Raw genomic sequence first — 18104 nt, forward strand, 5'->3', positions numbered from 1 at the left:
TAAGCCCTCCAGCGCCGATGGTACTTGGACCGCAGGGTCCTGGGAGAGTAGGACGTCGCCAAGCAACAAGTAAAGAGGACCATGATCTCAATGAGATCATGGTCCTCTTTGGTATATTACGGTACAAACCACTTATACAATTGCTTCTATGCTGCGCATTCAAAGAGGAGATATGCTTTTGTGAATAGCTATTACCTTTGGAAACGCTTATTTTTAAAGGTTGTCCTTCGTAGGAGTACAGTTGTTTGTACAGGGAAATACTAAAGGTTAGGGCTATTGATGAAGGCTTGACACCCCTATACCGCTTTGCTAAGATTGCAATAATATATTTTCAGAGAGCCTTGATTTGTCCATGTCGGACAGACAACAAGACCAATACAGACTAAACAATTTGAAGGAGGATCATCTTGGTGTGGGAAGATAAATTCGGTAAGGAAGGCCTTACCTTTGACGATGTTTTGCTGGTACCTCGCAAGTCGGTGGTTCTGCCCAAAGAAGTAAGCGTGGCGACTCGTTTGAGTGATAACGTGAAGCTGAATATTCCTTTGATGAGTGCTGGTATGGATACTGTTACTGAGGCAGTGTTGGCAATTGCGATGGCTCGTGAGGGCGGTATCGGTATTATTCATAAAAATATGTCGATTGAACAGCAAGCAGTAGAGGTGGATCGGGTTAAACGTTCGGAGAGCGGTGTTATCACCAATCCATTCTCATTGACTCCGGATCATTTGGTGTCCGATGCTGAAGCAGTTATGGGTAAATACCGTATTTCTGGTGTACCTGTTGTAAACGAAGAAAACAAACTGGTGGGTATTATTACTAACCGCGATCTTCGCTTTATTCACGATTTTAACCTTAAAATCAGTGAAGTCATGACGAAGGAAGAACTGGTAACTGCACCTGTGGGTACGACTTTACAGGAAGCGGAAGTCATTTTGCAAAAGCATAAAATTGAAAAGCTCCCTTTGGTCGATGATGAAAATTATCTCAAAGGACTTATCACCATTAAAGATATTGAGAAAGCTATTCAATTTCCGAACGCAGCGAAAGATGCACAAGGGCGTCTTCTGGTCGGTGCGGCTGTCGGCATTTCCAAGGATACATTTGATCGAACTGAAGCACTTGTAAAAGCTGGTGTGGATATGATTGTTGTGGACTCTGCTCACGGCCATCATATTAACATTATTGAAGCGGTCCGCAAGTTGCGTGAAGCTTATCCTGATCTGACGATTGTAGCAGGTAATGTAGCTACTGGTGACGGAACGCGCGAATTGATTGAAGCAGGAGCATCTGTTGTAAAAGTCGGTATTGGTCCAGGCTCCATCTGTACAACACGCGTAATCGCAGGGATAGGTGTTCCACAAGTAACAGCAATTTATGATTGTGCAACAGTAGCACGTGAATATAATATTCCGATCATTGCAGACGGTGGTATTAAATACTCCGGTGAAATTACAAAGGCCATTGCGGCAGGCGCTTCTGCGGTAATGCTGGGAAGTCTTTTTGCAGGTACGGAAGAAAGCCCAGGCGAATCTGAAATTTATCAAGGACGCCGCTTTAAAGTATATCGTGGTATGGGTTCTATGGCTGCGATGAAGCAAGGTAGTAAAGATCGTTATTTCCAAGATGACGACAAGAAATTGGTACCGGAAGGCATTGAAGGACGCGTTGCTTATAAAGGACCACTTTCCGACACTGTTCATCAGCTGTTGGGCGGTCTTCGTTCCGGTATGGGTTATTGCGGTACAGCTAATATTGAGGAGCTTCGTAACGATACAAGCTTTATCCGTATTACAGGCGCTGGTCTGCGTGAGAGCCATCCGCATGATGTGCAAATTACGAAAGAAGCACCAAATTACTCTCTATAAAGTTCGGCTGTAGTAGACTTGACGACAGGCAGAGCGTATTTCGCTCTGCCTGTCTTTTTTTAGAGATACCCCTGTGATAGAATAGACAAGTGTCCGCCTTTTTGACGAAATTATTGACGAATTAGGACACGTAGGTCTTTTGGACGATTCCTACCAGTGAAGAAGATTCGAGCAGAAAATGCTCATGACAGGATACAACTAAGCAAACGAAGTGAAACTGGATTTTATAACATTAATTAATTACATTGGCCAAGTAGAGGCTGTAACCACCGTCTCGTTATTCATAGCGGATCGGGTTGAGGTACGAGAGGAGTTTGTATTCATTTGAAAGCGAACATTTTAAAACAGAATAAAAAACGCAGCATGATTAAAAAGAGTGTGACTGCAGTCATGGTGCTTAATATGATGTATATGTCGGCATTGCCTGTGGTAGGCAATTTCGATCCGAGCGTGGCTACTTATGCAGCTGGAGCGGCAACACAGGCAACCAATATTACGGGGACAGGTTCTATTAATCCTCCTAGTCTGGCACTACGTTCCGCCATTTTGATCGAGCCTTCCACTGGGCAAGTATTGCTGTCTATGAACCCAGATGAGCCACTTCCGCCAGCAAGTATGACTAAAATGATGACAGAATACATCGTGGCTGAACAGGTTAAGCAAGGTAAACTCAAGTGGACGGATAAAGTTACGGTTAACGAGAATGCTTCTAAGAGCATTGGATCACGTATTTTTTTGGCTCAAGGGGATCAACATACGGTAGAAGAGCTTTATATTGCAATGGCGGTAGGTTCTGCTAATGATGCAACAGTAGCCCTTGCTGAACGCGTATCTGGAACTGAGCAGGACTTTGTAAAACTAATGAATGAAACAGCTCAGAAAATGGGCATGAAAAATACGTATTTTATCAACTCGACTGGTTTGGACCGTGGTGATATGCCGAAAGGCTTCCAGCCGGATACAGACCGGGAAACTGTGATGACAGCGAGAGATGCAGCGACATTAGCTAGTAACATTATAAAGGATCATCCGGATTATACACGGTTTACCACAATTCAATCTTACAAATTCCGACCGACTGACAAAGCACCAATTATTAACTACAATTGGATGTTAGAAGCAAACAAAAATATTACTAACTTTAGAAAGTTTGCTTATCCCGGCTTGGACGGAATGAAAACGGGCCATACGAGCAATGCTGGAAACTGTTTTACAGGTACAGCTGAGCGCAACGGAATGCGTCTCATCAGTGTAGTCATGGGAGCAGATTCAGAGCCTCATCGTTTTACAGAGACAGCTAAAGTGCTGAACTATGGTTTTGATAATTTTGAAGTGAAGCAGGTTATTGCTCCAAAGACGATGGTTAAGGGTGTTGAGAATGTGCCAGTGACCAAAGGTACGGAAACAGAAGTACCGATCGTCACCAAGGATGCAGTAAGCTTTATCGTACCTAAGGGTGCGAGCAATCCTAAGGTAACCTTTACAACGAACATTACACCAGCAAGCTCTCTGGTGGCACCTTTGAAGCAAGGGGCCAAAGTCGGAACAATTACGTACACGTACAAGACAGACGGTGTGGATAAAGGGCAGACGAAAACCGTGGATCTGGTTACTACGACGGCAGTAGAAGAGGGCGGCTGGTTCCGGATGCTTTTCCGGGCAATCGGTGATTTCTTCGGAGATCTGTTCCAGGGAATTAAGAACCTCTTCTAAAAAAGCGAAGCTAAGCGATCTACCTTGTTTTTCATTACTTATTTTGCAGCTTGAAATGATTGTGTATTTGGCATTCGTGCGGTAAAATATTAAGTTAGAATCTAAACGTAACCCTTATAGGAGGCAACGACATGGAAACGGGAACTTCGCGTGTAAAAAGAGGTATGGCAGAGATGCAAAAAGGTGGCGTAATCATGGATGTCATGAACGCTGAGCAGGCTAAAATTGCAGAGGCAGCAGGAGCTACAGCTGTAATGGCTCTTGAACGGGTGCCTTCGGATATCCGTGCAGCTGGTGGGGTTGCTCGTATGGCTGACCCAACGATTGTGGAAGAAGTTATGAAGGTTGTTTCTATTCCTGTTATGGCTAAGGCTCGTATCGGTCACTATGTAGAGGCAAAGGTATTGGAATCTCTCGGTGTTGACTATCTCGATGAAAGCGAAGTGCTGACACCTGCGGATGAAGTTTTCCATATTGATAAGCGGGAGTTCACCGTTCCATTTGTTTGTGGAGCTAAGGATCTGGGAGAAGCGCTGCGTCGTATTGGTGAGGGTGCATCTATGATCCGTACGAAGGGCGAACCGGGGACTGGGAATATTGTTGAGGCCGTTCGGCATATGCGTTTTATCAATGGTCAAATTCGCAAGGTGCAAAACTTGTCGAAGGACGAGCTGTATGCAGAGGCGAAAAACCTCGGAGTTGCATATGAACTGCTGTTGGAAGTGCATGAGCTTGGCAAACTGCCAGTGGTCAATTTTGCAGCGGGTGGTGTAGCAACACCTGCCGATGCCGCGTTAATGATGCATTTAGGCGCTGATGGCGTCTTTGTAGGTTCTGGTATTTTCAAGTCGGATAGCCCTGAGAAGTTTGCACGTGCAATCGTGGAAGCGACCACTCATTATACGGATTACAAGCTGATTGCAGAAGTCTCCAAGAATTTGGGAACTCCTATGAAAGGCATTGAAATTTCCAAACTGGCACCGCATGAGCGCATGCAGGATCGTGGTTGGTAAGAAAGAAGGGGCCGGCATGAAAATAGGTGTATTGTCGCTGCAAGGCGCTGTAGCTGAACATATACGTAGCGTTGAGCGTGCGGGTGCGGAATGTATAGCGGTGAAGAAGATCGAACAGCTCAATGAGCTGTCCGGTCTTATCATTCCCGGTGGTGAAAGCACCACTATTGGTAAGCTAATGCGCAAGTATGATTTCATAGAGGCTATACGTCAGTTTTCCAATCAAGGCAAGCCTGTATTTGGCACTTGCGCGGGATTGATTGTACTGGCTAAAACGATTCAAGGACAGGAAGAAGCACATTTGGGACTCATGGATATTACAGTATCGCGTAATGCATTTGGTCGCCAAAGAGAGAGCTTTGAAACAGACTTGAACATTAAAGGGATTGAGGAACCGGTTCGTGCTGTATTTATACGCGCGCCATTAATACAGTCTGTTGGAACGGGAGTAGATGTGCTGTCTGAATATAACGGCGAGATCGTGGCAGCCCGTCAGGGTCATTTGCTGGCTTCATCCTTCCATCCGGAGTTAACAGACGATTACCGGTTACATCAATATTTTGTGGATATGGTCCGCGAATAGTGAAAGTCAGGTTTGTAGTGTAGGAGGGATTACCTGTGTTAGATATAAAGATTTTACGTAATGAGCTTGGTCGGGTTGAGAAAGCTTTGCAGAACAGGGGGAAATCTCTGGATCTGATTAATGGTTTTACAGATCTGGATGTAAGCCGTCGTGAGTTACTTCAGGAAAGTGAAGGGCTCAAAAATCGTCGGAACGTGGTATCCGGTGAAGTAGCCAAGTTGAAGAAGAACAAGGAAAATGCGGATGATCTTATTGCAGAAATGCGTCAAGTCTCCGATCGTATCAAAGAATTAGATGAGCAAGTACGCGAACTGGAAGTTCAGATCGATGAATTGGTGATGTCTATTCCGAATATTCCTAATGATACAGTACCTGTAGGTGCATCGGAAGAGGATAATGTAGAAATCCGTCGCTGGTCGGAGCCGCGCGAGTTTTCTTTTACACCCAAAGCGCATTGGGAATTGGCTCAGGATCTAGATATCCTTGATTTTGAGGCAGCAGCCAAGGTAACGGGTTCTCGTTTTACGTTCTACAAAGGACTGGGAGCAAGATTAGAGCGTGCGCTGATTAACTTTATGATGGATCTGCACAGCAGTGAGCATGGTTATGAAGAAATGCTTCCTCCATACATTGTAAATCGGGACAGCTTGTACGGAACGGGTCAACTTCCGAAGTTTGAAGAAGATTTGTTCAAGCTGCGTGATACTGAGTATTATCTCATTCCTACGGCTGAAGTTCCGGTAACGAACTACCACCGTGAAGAGATTATGAATGCGGAGCAGCTTCCGAAATATTATGTGGCATACAGCTCTTGCTTTCGCTCGGAGGCAGGATCAGCAGGACGTGATACACGTGGCCTGATCCGTCAGCATCAGTTCAATAAGGTAGAGATGCTTAAGCTGGTTCACCCGGATACCTCTTATGAGGAATTGGAGAAAATGACGAATAACGCTGAGCGTGTTTTACAGCTGCTCGGACTTCCATATCGCGTGCTGGCACTTTGCACTGGAGATATGGGTTTTACGTCTGCCAAAACGTACGATCTGGAAGTATGGTTGCCTGAGAGTGGCATGTACCGTGAGATTTCTTCCTGTTCAAATACGGAAGACTTCCAAGCGCGTCGTGCGAACATCCGGTTTCGTCCAGATTCGAAGGCAAAGCCTGAATTTGTACATACGCTGAACGGTTCAGGATTGGCTGTAGGGCGGACTGTGGCTGCTATTTTGGAGAACTATCAGCAAGAGGACGGAAGCATCGTGATCCCAGAAGTGTTGCGTTCATACATGCGAGGCATTGAGGTTATTGCTCCTAAACAGTAAGTGTTGCATTCTTAGAAGTTCTGTGGTAAAATAATTTTGTTGCGCCTGAGTATGTTTAAAAGGGAAGCAGCTTTATCCATTTACCACCTGGAGAGGTACCGAAGCGGTCATAACGGGGCGGTCTTGAAAACCGTTAGAGTGCAAGCTCACATGGGTTCGAATCCCATCCTCTCCGTCAGTTTAATAATTTCCTTGCTGCATAAGGATTTGTAGCAAGTATGATTGAAACGCACTTTACCGTTGGATAGCGGTGTGGTGCGTTTTTTTGTGTTCGTGACCGTTGGATAAACATCTGACGGAGGTATAGGATTATGAATACAAACACGGGGGGCAAACCGCGTAAACGCGGGCAGCGGAAGAATAGTTTGGACATTCCCCAGCGGTTTCTTGACCGTCTGAGTCCATCGGTTTTGGAAACGTCTCGGGTGGCGCAGGATGAGAGAGCGAGCGTATCGCCTGAGATTCTGACACTGGAGGGGCTGTTCAAACGCTATTACACCGCATACTCTATTTTTTTCATACATCAGTTTGCAGGCCTATAATCAATTGCAACTAATATCTCGACAGGTCAGATCATTGTATTCCAAATATATCTTGCAGATAGTTATCAAGAATACGAAGGGGCTCGTGTAAAGCTTGGTTTGGAAACTTATGAGTTACCTTATAGCATATTCTTGGAGGCACCGATACCGATAGTTTCTGAAGAACAAAATCTCCCATCCGCATCATATGTGCGCCAATCGAAGCGGGAACTATCGACCATTGTCTAGCGTCCTTCAAAAAAGTAGTGATGAGTCCCGCTGAGTCCAGATGAACACGGGACGGGCAAAGAGGGTCCCACCACTGGTCATGTCTGAATTGAAACTCTCTATTCCAATTTATGAAGACTTCGTCTTGCGCCGCCAATTCTTCCATTTCAACAGTATCTCCGGCCTGCCGCCCCGACACAGCCAGGCGCAACAGCATCATTTCTTCAGTAAAAAACGGTTTAACAGTGACACTAGGCGACACGATTTCTCGCACCACAAACGCCACATCCATCTCGCGCCGCTCAATACTATCAAAAGCTTCCTGAGTATGCTGCGTACGAATTTGCAGTCGGATGGACGGGGTATGCTGATTAAGCATTCTATATACAGGAGGCAAAACAAATTGACTTATACTTTCGGCAGCGCTTATTGCCAGACTTAACTGCGAACCGCTAGCCTGCAAGATTTGTGTTTCCCTCCAGAGAGCATCCCATCTTTCCGCAATGCTAAAAAAGTTTTCCCCTTTTGGGGTCAGACTGGTTTTGGGTGCCCCTTTTCTTCGCTCAACCAAAAGGCCACCCATTTCCTGTTCCAATGTCTTTAACCGATAGCTCACCGTAGCTTGTGACAGGTGCAGCAATTCGGCCGCTTTGCTTATACTCTCGGTCCGTACGATAGCTAAAAACGCTTCAATCCCAGGAAAATACATAGAATACCTCCTCAATATATAGAAATGATTAATATAGTTCACAAAATATTTGAGTTTTACAACATTATTCTTTATGTTTAAAATTATCTTTAATAAGGACGAGGGGTCAAATTTTATTATAGTACGTTTTCATATTCCCAGGTATTCATGCCGGTAATATTGGTTGTAAGGTAGCGCAGCGTCTTGGAAACTTTGAGGCATATGGTCCGATCCTGCAGCGCCTAAATGCACCGATCAATGACCTTTCAAGAGGTTGTACTGCCGATGAAGTCTATAATATGGAAATAATCACCTTTTCTTCAAAAGGATAAAATGAAGATCATCAAACGGGTTTTCTTCGAAGAATGGTATAGGTAATGAAAGGTGGTTTAGCAATGAAGATTCTCATAGTTGGCTATTTTAGCGAGACCTCGAAATCAAATATTGTAAGGTATTTTCCTCAAGACTGGAATGTTGTAATTGTCCCGCCCGGAAAAGAAATGCTGCATCATATTGAAGATTGCCAGGTAATTATCCCTGAACATATTAAAGTGGATCACAGCCTGCTTTCTATCGCAAAAAAATTAAAATTGGTACAGACGGGTGCAGGATTTGATAATGTAGATGTCCCTGCCTGTACACAGCTCGGCATTTGGGTGGCCAATGCTGCAGGAGTGAATGCACAGGCAGTGGCCGAGCACGTAATGGCACTGATATTGTCTTATTATAAAAACATACCGTTTCTTGATACTTTCATGAAAAACAGGATGGATGAAAATCAATTGGACTATACAGGGAGTGAATTAAAAGGCAAAACGATTGGAATTATCGGTTTGGGCGCTATCGGAAAAAAAGTAGCTGCATTTTGCAGGGTTTTTGATATGAATGTGCTGGCTTATGCGAGAAATGCTCTTGTACAATCTGACGGTTTTGTGAAAATGACGGATTTCGATACTCTTGTAAGCACATCGGATATAGTCAGTGTACATGTACCCTTGAATCAACAAACCAAACAACTGATCAACAAAGCGGCATTCAAGAAAATGAAGAATACCGCTCTTTTTATCAATACAGCCCGCGGCGGGATTGTCAACGAAAGAGACTTGATTGATGCATTAAAAAACGGGGATATTTCAGGCGCATGCCTGGATGTGTTTGAATCTGAACCGCTTCCTATTGACAGTGAGCTCCGGAATCTGAGTAATGTGATACTTACTCCCCATACAGCAGGAATGCCTGATGGTCGAAAATTTCATAAAAAAAGATATGATTTCTTTATAAACAATATAAAACGTGTAGAAAATGGTGAAGAGCCTGAAAGCAAGCTCAATCAGTTATTATAGTTTTGGTGCAATAAAAATGAGCTATCGGGGCAGCTCCGTGCACCTGGTTGCCTCCAGATAATGGCAAGGGGGACACGGCAGCGTTGCAGACAGGCCAGCAGTTGTAGCGGTTCTTGCATTAGACTTCACAAACCCAGTCATACCAAGGCTCGGCGGCTTTTCATAGGTAGTACGGTCTTGAAAACCGTTAGAGTGCAAGCTCACATGGGTTCGAATCCCATCCTCTCCGCCATACTCTAAATAAACCAAGCCATTCAAATACGATAGCTGATACATTGGCCTTTATAAGCTAATGATTAGGAATCGTGGAGAGTGGCTTTTTTGTTGTATAAAAAGCTCGTTTTTTTCACACGTTATCAGATGTGGAGGTGCTGGCATGAATCGAGAAATGACAGTAGATCAGCAAAAGCTGGTAGAGGCCTGGCAGGAACAACTGCCGATTCTTTTGAATTCAGGGGACAAATCACAGGTACAGGCAGATGAAGCTGACAACCGGGCTATACGGATCCATATCGAGGTAGAAGGCCGACAAATGTACTCCTTTGATTTTGCATGTACTTATGTAGACTCCCGGGAAGTACAGGTTAGCTTAGTCGATGTAGAACGGGACGGACAGTCTGTGGATGAACGAACAGATATCATTCAGCAGTTAGTGTCCGATTATACTCGGCATATTCACCAATGTGCCCAAACATTACAGTCATTGACGCACTCGTAGGTCATGAAGGAATGAGGAGGAAGACTACATGACAAAAGCCAAAAACGGTCTGGATAAAAACCTGTCTAACATTGTTGATGATTTGGAGCAACGCCCAGTTAATAGTCATCAGGCACAGCAAGTGCAGCAGGATCGTAATGATCGCCGTCATCAGGATTCACTAAATCATGATAAAACGGAAGATCTACACCATCTATAGTCCTATTTTAAATGGTAATAAACGGATTCGTTGATGTACCACAAATATAGACTGAGAATGGAGGATGCATAAATGGGCAAGCCTAAAGCCATTCCTGTCCCCGAAGCACAGGATTCTGGTGGAAGTAACGAAAAGCGGGAGCGTAGTCATCAGCAAGAGCCGTTATCCGGTTCCAAGAAGGTGAAACAGCGGAATCACGTGGATCATCATAATAGAGAAGGCTCATAAGCAGGCAGACCTTTCTCCTAAAATATATTGCATAGTGTAAGACACCCTGGTAAGAGAGCCAGGGTGTCTTTGTGCTTATTGTAAGAAAATTTTCCAATAAGTGTTTCGCCGTTTGAGAATATGAGTTAAAATAGGAGGTGTGTATTTTTTTTGTTAGCATAAAAAAGGGGTTAATTACGAGAGGAGAGAATCTACACAATGAGTAAAAAGTTATCCGTCTTGGTACTCACTATGGTGTTGCTTTTGACGGTAGCCCTGGTAGGTTGTAGCAAGAAGTTAGAACCAAAGGAAGCTGTTACGACCGGTACAGCTAATGCAATGAAGTTGAACTCTTATGAATCCAAAAGTCAATTCACGATTAAGGAACTGACCATTACATCCGCTTCTGTTCCAAGTGAGCAAAGTGCAATGGTAACTAGCATGCTGAAAAATGCTGATATTACGCTGGATGGTGTATACCAAAAAGAACCTTTCCAATCTGAAATGACGCTCGGCATTCATTTGAAAGGTGATCTTTCCACCAGCTTCACGATTCCAATGGTAATGACTAAAGATAAACTGTACGTTAAAATTCCTAATATTCCATTTTACCCACTTCCACAGGATGTTGTAGGTAAATTCCTGGTCATTGATCCACAAGAACTGGCTAAACAATCAGGACAAGAATTTAATCCTGCAGCCATGGATCAGGAAAAATCGCAGAAATTTGCGAATGAAGTGATTGCTGCTATTATGAACGAGTATGATCAAGCTACGTACTTCTTTGATATTGATCCTAAAGACGCTAAATTGCCACAAGGTGTTGAAGCTAAACAAGTCGTTCAATTCAAAATTACGAACGACAATGTGAAGCAAGCTACCAATACATTTATCACTAAGGCGCTTCCTAAAGTCCTTGATGTGATGTCTAAAGATGAATATGCTGGCATGCTTCAAGTGAAGAAAGAAGAGCTGGCTGAAGCGAAGAAAGAATTGCAATCCAACACCAGCGAAGTTAGCAAAAAGCTGGATGAGTTGAAAAATTACTTGACAGTGAAACAGTTTGACATTAACACAGCTTTGAACAAGGATAACATTCCTGTGTATCAAGACCTGAATGCGAATGTAGAGATGAATGATCCGGCCACAAAAGACAATGTAAAATTGTCCGTAACAGGCTACACGCAATACAGCAAAATCAATGCTAAAGCAGCATTTAAAGTGGGTATTCCAACAGGTGATCAAGTCCTGACTATGGAACAGCTGCAACAAAAAATGCAAACTGTTGCTCCGTAAGTATGGGATGACATGATTGCAAAACATCATTTTTTTCGAATATGATGTAAGAAAACCGCTCGGCATAAGCCGGGCGGTTTTTTGTTTACTGTTAATGTTGTCCCTGTGCAGTCATTTAGCTCTGCCACACGTCATCCTCAGCTAAAAGTCCAAACATCTGGTGATCCTGCCATGCGCCCTGAATCTGTACAAGCTTGCGAGCAATGCCTTCTGGCTGGAAGCCGCACTTTTTTAATACACGTTGTGAGCGATCATTATGCAAAAGGGTACCCGCTTGGAGACGATGTAGAGATAAGGCACGAAAGGCATATTGTATGATCAACTTTAAGGCTGCGGTCATATGCCCTTTACCCTGTTCATGATGATCCATCATGTAGCCGATATCAGCGAATTGTCCAACTCCACGCACCAGATTGGAAATAGAGATATAACCGATGAGCCGTTCTTCCTTTAAGAGAAAGATACCAAACACGTAACCTTGATCCTCTTCGGCCTGACGCAATTTCTGACGGATATAATCCTGCTGTTTCTCTAATGTGAAAAATGAATCCTCGTAAAGCGGCTCATAAGGCGCATGGGAATCCCTATTACGTTGCCTAAGGGCGAGAAGGGCTTCACTATCCGCTAAGTTAAATGGCCGTAAAAAGATACCTTGAGGCGTATTATACAAGCTCATAGGCATGGGTTGGTCTCCTTCCATGGGGAATTAGCAATGAGATGAAGTGTTTTGGACTTTTCCCCCTCAGGATGAGGATGGGGGAGGAGACAATCTGGCTGCCGCTCTTTTTTGCCGGAGATGCCGAAAAAAGTTCGTTAACAGCGAGGCGCATTCCTCCTGCAGTACACCACTGGTTACTTCTGTACAATGATTGAACCGAGGCTCCTGTAATAAATTCATCAGCGTGCCTGCGCAGCCTGCCTTGGGATCTGTAGTTCCGTATATCAAATGGGGAACCCGTGATTGAACAATGGCTCCGGCGCACATTGGACACGGCTCCAAAGTGACATACAGCCTACAATCCAGCAGGCGCCAAGCACCTAAGTGTTCACTGGCCTGACGAATGGCAACCATCTCTGCATGTGCGGTTGGGTCAGCATCCGTCTCGCGCAAATTGTAGCCGCGACCGATGATTTCATTATCTTTTACGATGACAGCCCCGATGGGGACTTCACCTAACATTTCTGCCTTATACGCTTCCTGAATGGCTTCTTTCATCCAATAGGCGTGATCCATGGTGGTCACTGGGAAAATGCTCCTTTCAAAACGCGGAATTATCCAACGAACAAATATTCCGTTGTTAACATGATGTGAATAAAATTGTGGATAACACGGCACTTGTCCACAGGTTTATCCACAGTTTATAATAAAATCTGTGTATTTGTGGACTACTTGTGGATGATTATCTTCTTATATTGTAGGCAAACCCTTGTCTATTGACAATACTGTACACAAGGTGTGTATTTATGTATATCCGGTAAATGTAAATGCTGGTATCACAGGCGCTATTACGGTATCATTGAGTTAGCAATTGCCAGTAATCGCCAGCATACGGCAAGAGGTGAGAAATCAGTGTGTCGATAAAAATCAGAATAACGATCATTTTGTCGGGGTCCGTCCTGTTTATCCTTTTATTAAACATCGCACTCAATTATTACACGACCCACGAAAATCTAAGAAGTGACAGTGAAACTAAAATGGTTCTGACGGCTAAAATTATCGGAGGAGCTATCGAACAAACCCAACATAGCTGGGAGGCCGTTGACAAGCAGCTCGGATATAATCTGTGGCTTTCTGCCACGTTGGCTGCCAATCAGCTCGGTCCTGACATCCGAAATATTCAGCAGGAACAGCTTCAAAAGGTGGCCTCACTCCACAGAGATACTAATATTTCTTTGATGATTCGAGACGGGCAGGGGTATAAGGTTGTTAAATCCTCGGATCCAAAAGAAGTAACGCCATCTGATCCATTGACAGGGTATTGGAAAAATGCAGTTGACCAATTATATGAGCACGGACAGGCTGCAATGGCGCAAGGTCAGAAACTGGATCATTTTTGGACCGGATCATTTGACTACACCGGTTCAGGCTCCTCACAGATTAACAAATGGGGATTTTATTATGACCAAAAGCGTAACTACTTAATTCGAATTTCCTTTCAGGATACTTCAGTGCAAGATTTCATAACCATCCTGAGCCCCGATGAGATCGTGAAGCAAACTCAACAAGTGGATTATCGCATCATGGAGATTACAGGAATTAACCCTGCAACCTTTGGTGGCGCTTCGATGGACAAGAACGGGAACGATTCGAAATACTATTATATGTACAATAAACCGATCCAATTTGGCACGTATCAACTAACGAGGGTGCAGGAAGATCGTTTGGCCGTGTCCAGAGCTATCCTCTCCGGGGAGAGTATTGTACAAGACTGCTATATCAAAGGCGAACGGGTTCTCGTCAGTTACATACCTTTTTACCCGGCTAACCGCGAAGCCTATGTTATCCGTATTGTTATGAATTATGATACGATTACTTCTGTTATTTCCAAGCAATTGATAAGCTTAATTGCTATTTCTATTGTCCTTTTGGAGGTTGTAATCATTGGAAGCTATGTGCTGGCAAGTCTGTTTGTCCGCCCAATTCAGTCGATTCTGGGGAAAGTGAATGAGATGGCTGATGGTCATTTTGATACACGGCTAGAAATAAAAGGTGGTCATGAGCTTGCACAGTTGGGTGAACGCATCAATGCGATGGCCTACAACCTAGGGATGTACACGAGAAGACTGGAACAGATGTATGAAGAGAACCGTTCTGTAAAGGAGCATCTGGAATCGGTTATTAATCAGACAGCGGATGCGATTCATGTAACCGACGAGGAGGATCGCGTCGTTCGGGTCAATCATGCCTTCGAAGCTTTGTACGGCTGGACCAAGAAGGAATTGGTTGGTCGTAAGCTGGAGTTTGTACCTCCGCAGCAACAGGAGGAGTATGAATTTCAGAAGAAGAGCCTGCTTCAGGGAGAGAGCATCGTATCAAGTGAGACCCTTAGAATGCGTAAGGATGGAAGTACAGTAGAGATCAGTATGAGCACGTCACCTATTCTGGATGAAGAAGGCCAAATTTTGGGGTTTATCTGCGTGTCGCGTGATATTACGGGTCGCAACCGAATGGAGGAGTTGTTGCGCAGATCAGAGAAACTGACAACCGTCGGACAATTGGCGGCAGGCGTAGCGCATGAGATTCGTAATCCGCTAACTACGCTACGAGGCTTTCTCCAACTACAGCAGCAAAATCAAGTGTTGAATATGAAACACAACGATATTATGATGTCTGAGCTGGATCGCATTAATTTGATCGTTAGCGAGTTTTTAATACTGGCGAAGCCACAGGCAGTGCATTTTCAGAAAAAGGATGTTCGCTATATTGTGAGCGACGTGATTTCTTTACTAGATAGTCAGGCGCATCTGCTGGGCATTGTATTCAATCTTCAGGTCACGGACGAGCCTGCCCTGGTATACGCTGAAGAAAATCAGTTAAAACAGGTATTCATTAATTTACTTAAAAATAGCATGGAGGCTATGAGTAAAGGTGGTATCATCACGATTCATTTGTTCTTGGAGGGAGAAAGCGTTAAAATCTCTATACGGGATCAGGGAGCGGGTATTCCCGCAGAAATGCTGTCCAAGCTAGGAGAACCTTTTTTCACAAACAAAGAAACAGGGACAGGACTAGGACTTATGGTCAGTCAGCGTATTATACAGAGTCATAAAGGCACACTGGATATTGAAAGCACAGAGGGAGAGGGAACGACAGCCCTGGTGCAGCTTCCGATTGCCAAGCCGGAGTAACGGGTTGGGCGCAGGAGGAAGTGTGTTAGTAGAAATGGAGGGTACACAGGTTGCGCATTAACAAGTTTATCAGCGAAACCGGTTTTTGCTCGCGCCGCGAGGCGGACAAGCTGGTAGAGAGCGGCCGCGTGACGATTAACGGCGAAGTGGCTGTGCTGGGTAGTCAAGCGGAAGAAGGCGATGATGTTCGCGTGAATGGCAAGCCACTGCGCGAGAAGTCCGATCACGTCTATATTGCATTGAACAAGCCGGTGGGCATTACAAGTACAACCGAGAGCCACATTAGAGGCAATGTTGTTGATTTTGTGGGGCACCCACAGCGGATATTCCCGATTGGACGCCTGGATAAGGATTCGGAAGGTCTCATTTTACTTACCAATGATGGGGACATTGTAAATAAGATTTTACGGGCAGAAGGCAAGCATGAGAAAGAATATATCGTAACGGTGGATCGCCCTGTTATACCGTCTTTTGTGCAGGGCATGTCCAGCGGGGTGAAAATACTCGGCCAGCGGACGCTACCTTGTGAGGTGACGCGTGTATCTGAGTATGTATTCCGTATTATCCTGACTGAAGGGAAAAATCGTCAGATCCGGCGTATGTGTGCTGCCTTCGGTTATGAAGTAAAAAAACTGCAACGGCTGCGAATCATGAACATTCGGTTGGGGTCCCTTCAGAAAGGTGCCTGGCGTGATCTGACAGAGGCTGAGAAGCAGGAGCTTGGCCAGATGCTCGATTATAGGCTTAGCTAATGCCAGAGGGGCTCGTATAGCCTACAGCGTATGATCCTCGTATCTGACAAGTCCAGATTACAGGAAACACTAAACAAAGAGGCACCAGCTGCATAAAAATGCGGCGGTGCCTTTGTTCATATAACATATGCATAATCAACCTTCATTCGAGCTTGAGGTAGGACTGATGACTTGTGTCCCGTTCTGATATTTGCGGAGAACAGATATTTCAACACGACGGTTTTTGGAGCGTCCTTGGCCATCTTGATTGCTTGCCAATGGACGATACTCGCCATAACCGATGGATACAAACTTGGTTGGATCGAGATCTGGATTGAGCAACAAGATACGCAAGAAATTCAGAGAGCGCTTGGCGCTCAAATCAAAGTTGGACGGGAACTGGCTGTTGGAGATCGGTACATTATCCGTATGACCCGATACGATAACATCATAGCCAGGGAACTGCTGAAGCATACTAGAAATAGACTTGGCCAGCTTTCTTGCTTCCGGCTTTACTTCGGCTTGCCCGGATGAAAACAAGGCATTATCGCTAATGGTGATCATTAGCTGCGATTGGTTTAGCTTGGTATTCAGCAACGGGGTCAGACCGTTATTTTGAATATATTGATCCATCTGTTTTTTAAGCTTTTTTAAATCTTCTTCTTCCCGCTGGGCAAGCTGTTTTTGCAGTTCAGAGGTAGAAGTAGCCTTCGATTTTAAGGGTTGTGATACTTGTTCTTTATTTTTGCCCATATCCATGGATTGTGACGACGGATTCGCAGCCGAGTGATCCAGCACACCAGTGCCGCCACTAAAAGCTGAACTCAGGGATTGAGCCATAGTTTCAAATTTTTTGGCGTCGAGCGAGCTCATACCGAATAAGACAATGAAAAGAGCCAACAGAAGGGTCATTAAGTCGGAATATGGCAACAGCCAGCTTTCGTCAGCATGCTCTTCATGCGGTTCATGTCTCTTTTTACTCACTGGAATCGCCATCCTTCTGGGTCATCGTAGCCCGTTCGGTCGGAGTCAGGAAGATCGTCAGTTTCTGACTGATGGCAATTGTCGATATCCCCGATTGAATGGAAAGCAGACCTTCGACCATCATTAATTTAAGCTCCACTTCTTTTTTGGATAACCGTTTCAGCTTGTTGGACATCGGATGCCACAGAACATAACCTGTAAAAATACCGAGCAACGTCGCAATGAAGGCTGCTGCAATGGCGTGAGAGAGCTTTTCCATGTCACTAAGGTCAGCCAGAGCGGCGATCAGACCTACAACGGCACCGAGTACCCCGAGCGTTGGAGCGTACATACCGGCTTGGGAGAAGATCAGTGCGCCAGAGCGATGTCGATCCTCGGTAGCATTGATATCCTCCATCAGAACGTCCCGTACGAATTCCTGATCATTGCCGTCAATAATCATTCGCATGCCGCCACGCATAAAGGGATCGTCGATTTCCTCTACCTTAGACTCCAAGGCGAGCAGACCTTCACGACGGGTAATGGATGCCCACTCGGTAAACGTACCGATGAGCTCTTTGCGGTCTAACAGTTTTTGTTCGGTGAAAATAACCTTGAACAGCTTCGGAATCCGTTTGATTTCTGCCATCGGGAAGGCCATAAATATACTCGCTGCCGTTCCGACGAAAATAATCATGTAAGCAGCGGGATTATTGACCAAATTGACGACCGGAGCGCCTTTTAAGATCATCCCGACGACCAGTGACACAATCCCGAGCACAAGTCCGATAATGGTTGAAATTTGCATGATACACCTCATCCATGAGAATAGATTTTGAATCCTTTCATGCCGCCGGGGTCGTCC

General features: G+C 44.8%; 18 protein-coding genes, 2 tRNA genes and 1 pseudogene. 16 read left to right on the top strand and 5 right to left on the bottom strand.

Annotated features, from left to right (window positions below):
• Nucleotides 1–410: 410 nt before the first annotated feature.
• The 7 genes from guaB to G9G54_RS23235 all read left to right on the top strand — a co-directional run bounded on the left by guaB (nucleotide 411) and on the right by G9G54_RS23235 (nucleotide 7038).
• Nucleotides 411–1868, top strand: coding sequence for an IMP dehydrogenase (gene guaB / locus G9G54_RS23205; protein ID WP_013308172.1), 1458 nt, complete (start codon nucleotides 411–413; stop codon nucleotides 1866–1868).
• Nucleotides 1869–2192: 324 nt separating this feature from the next.
• On the top strand, nucleotides 2193–3581 hold the full coding sequence (locus G9G54_RS23210) for a D-alanyl-D-alanine carboxypeptidase family protein (RefSeq protein ID WP_165179774.1): 1389 nt from the start codon (nucleotides 2193–2195) through the stop codon (nucleotides 3579–3581).
• Between the two features lie 131 nt (nucleotides 3582–3712).
• Nucleotides 3713–4594 (top strand): pyridoxal 5'-phosphate synthase lyase subunit PdxS, encoded by an 882-nt coding sequence (pdxS, locus tag G9G54_RS23215; protein WP_061831829.1) that lies wholly within the window; start codon nucleotides 3713–3715, stop codon nucleotides 4592–4594.
• A gap of 16 nt (nucleotides 4595–4610) precedes the next feature.
• On the top strand, nucleotides 4611–5177 hold the full coding sequence (gene pdxT / locus G9G54_RS23220) for a pyridoxal 5'-phosphate synthase glutaminase subunit PdxT (protein ID WP_013308175.1): 567 nt from the start codon (nucleotides 4611–4613) through the stop codon (nucleotides 5175–5177).
• Nucleotides 5178–5212: 35 nt separating this feature from the next.
• Nucleotides 5213–6496 carry a serine--tRNA ligase gene (gene serS, locus G9G54_RS23225; RefSeq protein ID WP_013308176.1) on the top strand — a complete coding sequence of 428 codons (1284 nt, stop codon included), beginning with the start codon at nucleotides 5213–5215 and terminating at the stop codon, nucleotides 6494–6496.
• 89 nt (nucleotides 6497–6585) lie between these two features.
• Nucleotides 6586–6671, top strand: a tRNA-Ser gene (locus G9G54_RS23230).
• Between the two features lie 136 nt (nucleotides 6672–6807).
• The gene (locus tag G9G54_RS23235; RefSeq protein ID WP_165179775.1) at nucleotides 6808–7038 is read left to right on the top strand and encodes a hypothetical protein; all 231 of its coding nucleotides are present in this window, start codon (nucleotides 6808–6810) and stop codon (nucleotides 7036–7038) included.
• A gap of 31 nt (nucleotides 7039–7069) precedes the next feature.
• Here the strand turns inward: G9G54_RS23235 and G9G54_RS23240 are convergent, their stop codons facing one another.
• Nucleotides 7070–7954 (bottom strand): LysR family transcriptional regulator, encoded by an 885-nt coding sequence (locus tag G9G54_RS23240; protein ID WP_069290777.1) that lies wholly within the window; start codon nucleotides 7952–7954, stop codon nucleotides 7070–7072.
• Between the two features lie 125 nt (nucleotides 7955–8079).
• Between G9G54_RS23240 and G9G54_RS23245 the strand changes: the two are divergent.
• The 7 genes and pseudogenes from G9G54_RS23245 to G9G54_RS23275 form a co-directional block, all read left to right on the top strand.
• Nucleotides 8080–8265 (top strand): annotated as a pseudogene (locus G9G54_RS23245) (phosphate acyltransferase); the annotation flags it as partial.
• A 63-nt stretch (nucleotides 8266–8328) separates the two neighbouring features.
• Nucleotides 8329–9276, top strand: coding sequence for an NAD(P)-dependent oxidoreductase (locus G9G54_RS23250; protein WP_069290778.1), 948 nt, complete (start codon nucleotides 8329–8331; stop codon nucleotides 9274–9276).
• 103 nt (nucleotides 9277–9379) lie between these two features.
• Nucleotides 9380–9508, top strand: a tRNA-Ser gene (locus G9G54_RS23255).
• Nucleotides 9509–9652: 144 nt separating this feature from the next.
• Nucleotides 9653–9994: a hypothetical protein gene (locus G9G54_RS23260; RefSeq protein WP_029514958.1), complete on the top strand. Its 342-nt coding sequence runs from the start codon at nucleotides 9653–9655 to the stop codon at nucleotides 9992–9994.
• A gap of 28 nt (nucleotides 9995–10022) precedes the next feature.
• On the top strand, nucleotides 10023–10193 hold the full coding sequence (locus G9G54_RS23265) for a hypothetical protein (protein WP_007428073.1): 171 nt from the start codon (nucleotides 10023–10025) through the stop codon (nucleotides 10191–10193).
• A 72-nt stretch (nucleotides 10194–10265) separates the two neighbouring features.
• Nucleotides 10266–10421: a small acid-soluble spore protein P gene (locus tag G9G54_RS23270; protein ID WP_029514956.1), complete on the top strand. Its 156-nt coding sequence runs from the start codon at nucleotides 10266–10268 to the stop codon at nucleotides 10419–10421.
• Nucleotides 10422–10619: 198 nt separating this feature from the next.
• Nucleotides 10620–11696 carry a hypothetical protein gene (locus tag G9G54_RS23275; protein ID WP_165179776.1) on the top strand — a complete coding sequence of 359 codons (1077 nt, stop codon included), beginning with the start codon at nucleotides 10620–10622 and terminating at the stop codon, nucleotides 11694–11696.
• 115 nt (nucleotides 11697–11811) lie between these two features.
• On the opposite strand, the gene G9G54_RS23280 is transcribed toward G9G54_RS23275, so the two are convergent.
• Together G9G54_RS23280 and tadA are read right to left on the bottom strand one after the other, a co-directional pair.
• Nucleotides 11812–12378, bottom strand: a complete 567-nt coding sequence (locus G9G54_RS23280; RefSeq protein WP_165179777.1) for a GNAT family N-acetyltransferase — start codon at nucleotides 12376–12378, stop codon at nucleotides 11812–11814.
• Nucleotides 12379–12438: 60 nt separating this feature from the next.
• On the bottom strand, nucleotides 12439–12939 hold the full coding sequence (gene tadA, locus G9G54_RS23285) for a tRNA adenosine(34) deaminase TadA (protein WP_061831822.1): 501 nt from the start codon (nucleotides 12937–12939) through the stop codon (nucleotides 12439–12441).
• A gap of 329 nt (nucleotides 12940–13268) precedes the next feature.
• Between tadA and G9G54_RS23290 the strand changes: the two genes are divergently transcribed.
• Nucleotides 13269–15545 (top strand): PAS domain S-box protein, encoded by a 2277-nt coding sequence (locus G9G54_RS23290; RefSeq protein ID WP_061831821.1) that lies wholly within the window; start codon nucleotides 13269–13271, stop codon nucleotides 15543–15545.
• A 50-nt stretch (nucleotides 15546–15595) separates the two neighbouring features.
• Complete coding sequence (rluF, locus tag G9G54_RS23295) at nucleotides 15596–16297, top strand: 23S rRNA pseudouridine(2604) synthase RluF (RefSeq protein WP_165179778.1); 702 nt, start codon at nucleotides 15596–15598, stop codon at nucleotides 16295–16297.
• A gap of 135 nt (nucleotides 16298–16432) precedes the next feature.
• On the opposite strand, the gene motB is transcribed toward rluF, so the two are convergent.
• Nucleotides 16433–17260 (bottom strand): flagellar motor protein MotB, encoded by an 828-nt coding sequence (motB, locus tag G9G54_RS23300; RefSeq protein WP_165179779.1) that lies wholly within the window; start codon nucleotides 17258–17260, stop codon nucleotides 16433–16435.
• Nucleotides 17253–18047 carry a flagellar motor stator protein MotA gene (motA, locus tag G9G54_RS23305; protein ID WP_025723780.1) on the bottom strand — a complete coding sequence of 265 codons (795 nt, stop codon included), beginning with the start codon at nucleotides 18045–18047 and terminating at the stop codon, nucleotides 17253–17255. Before motA ends, motB begins: the two co-directional genes overlap by 8 nt.
• Between the last annotated feature and the right edge of the window lie 57 nt (nucleotides 18048–18104).

Source organism: Paenibacillus sp. EKM212P, assembly GCF_011066115.1.
GTDB classification, from domain to species: Bacteria; Bacillota; Bacilli; order Paenibacillales; family Paenibacillaceae; genus Paenibacillus; species Paenibacillus polymyxa_B.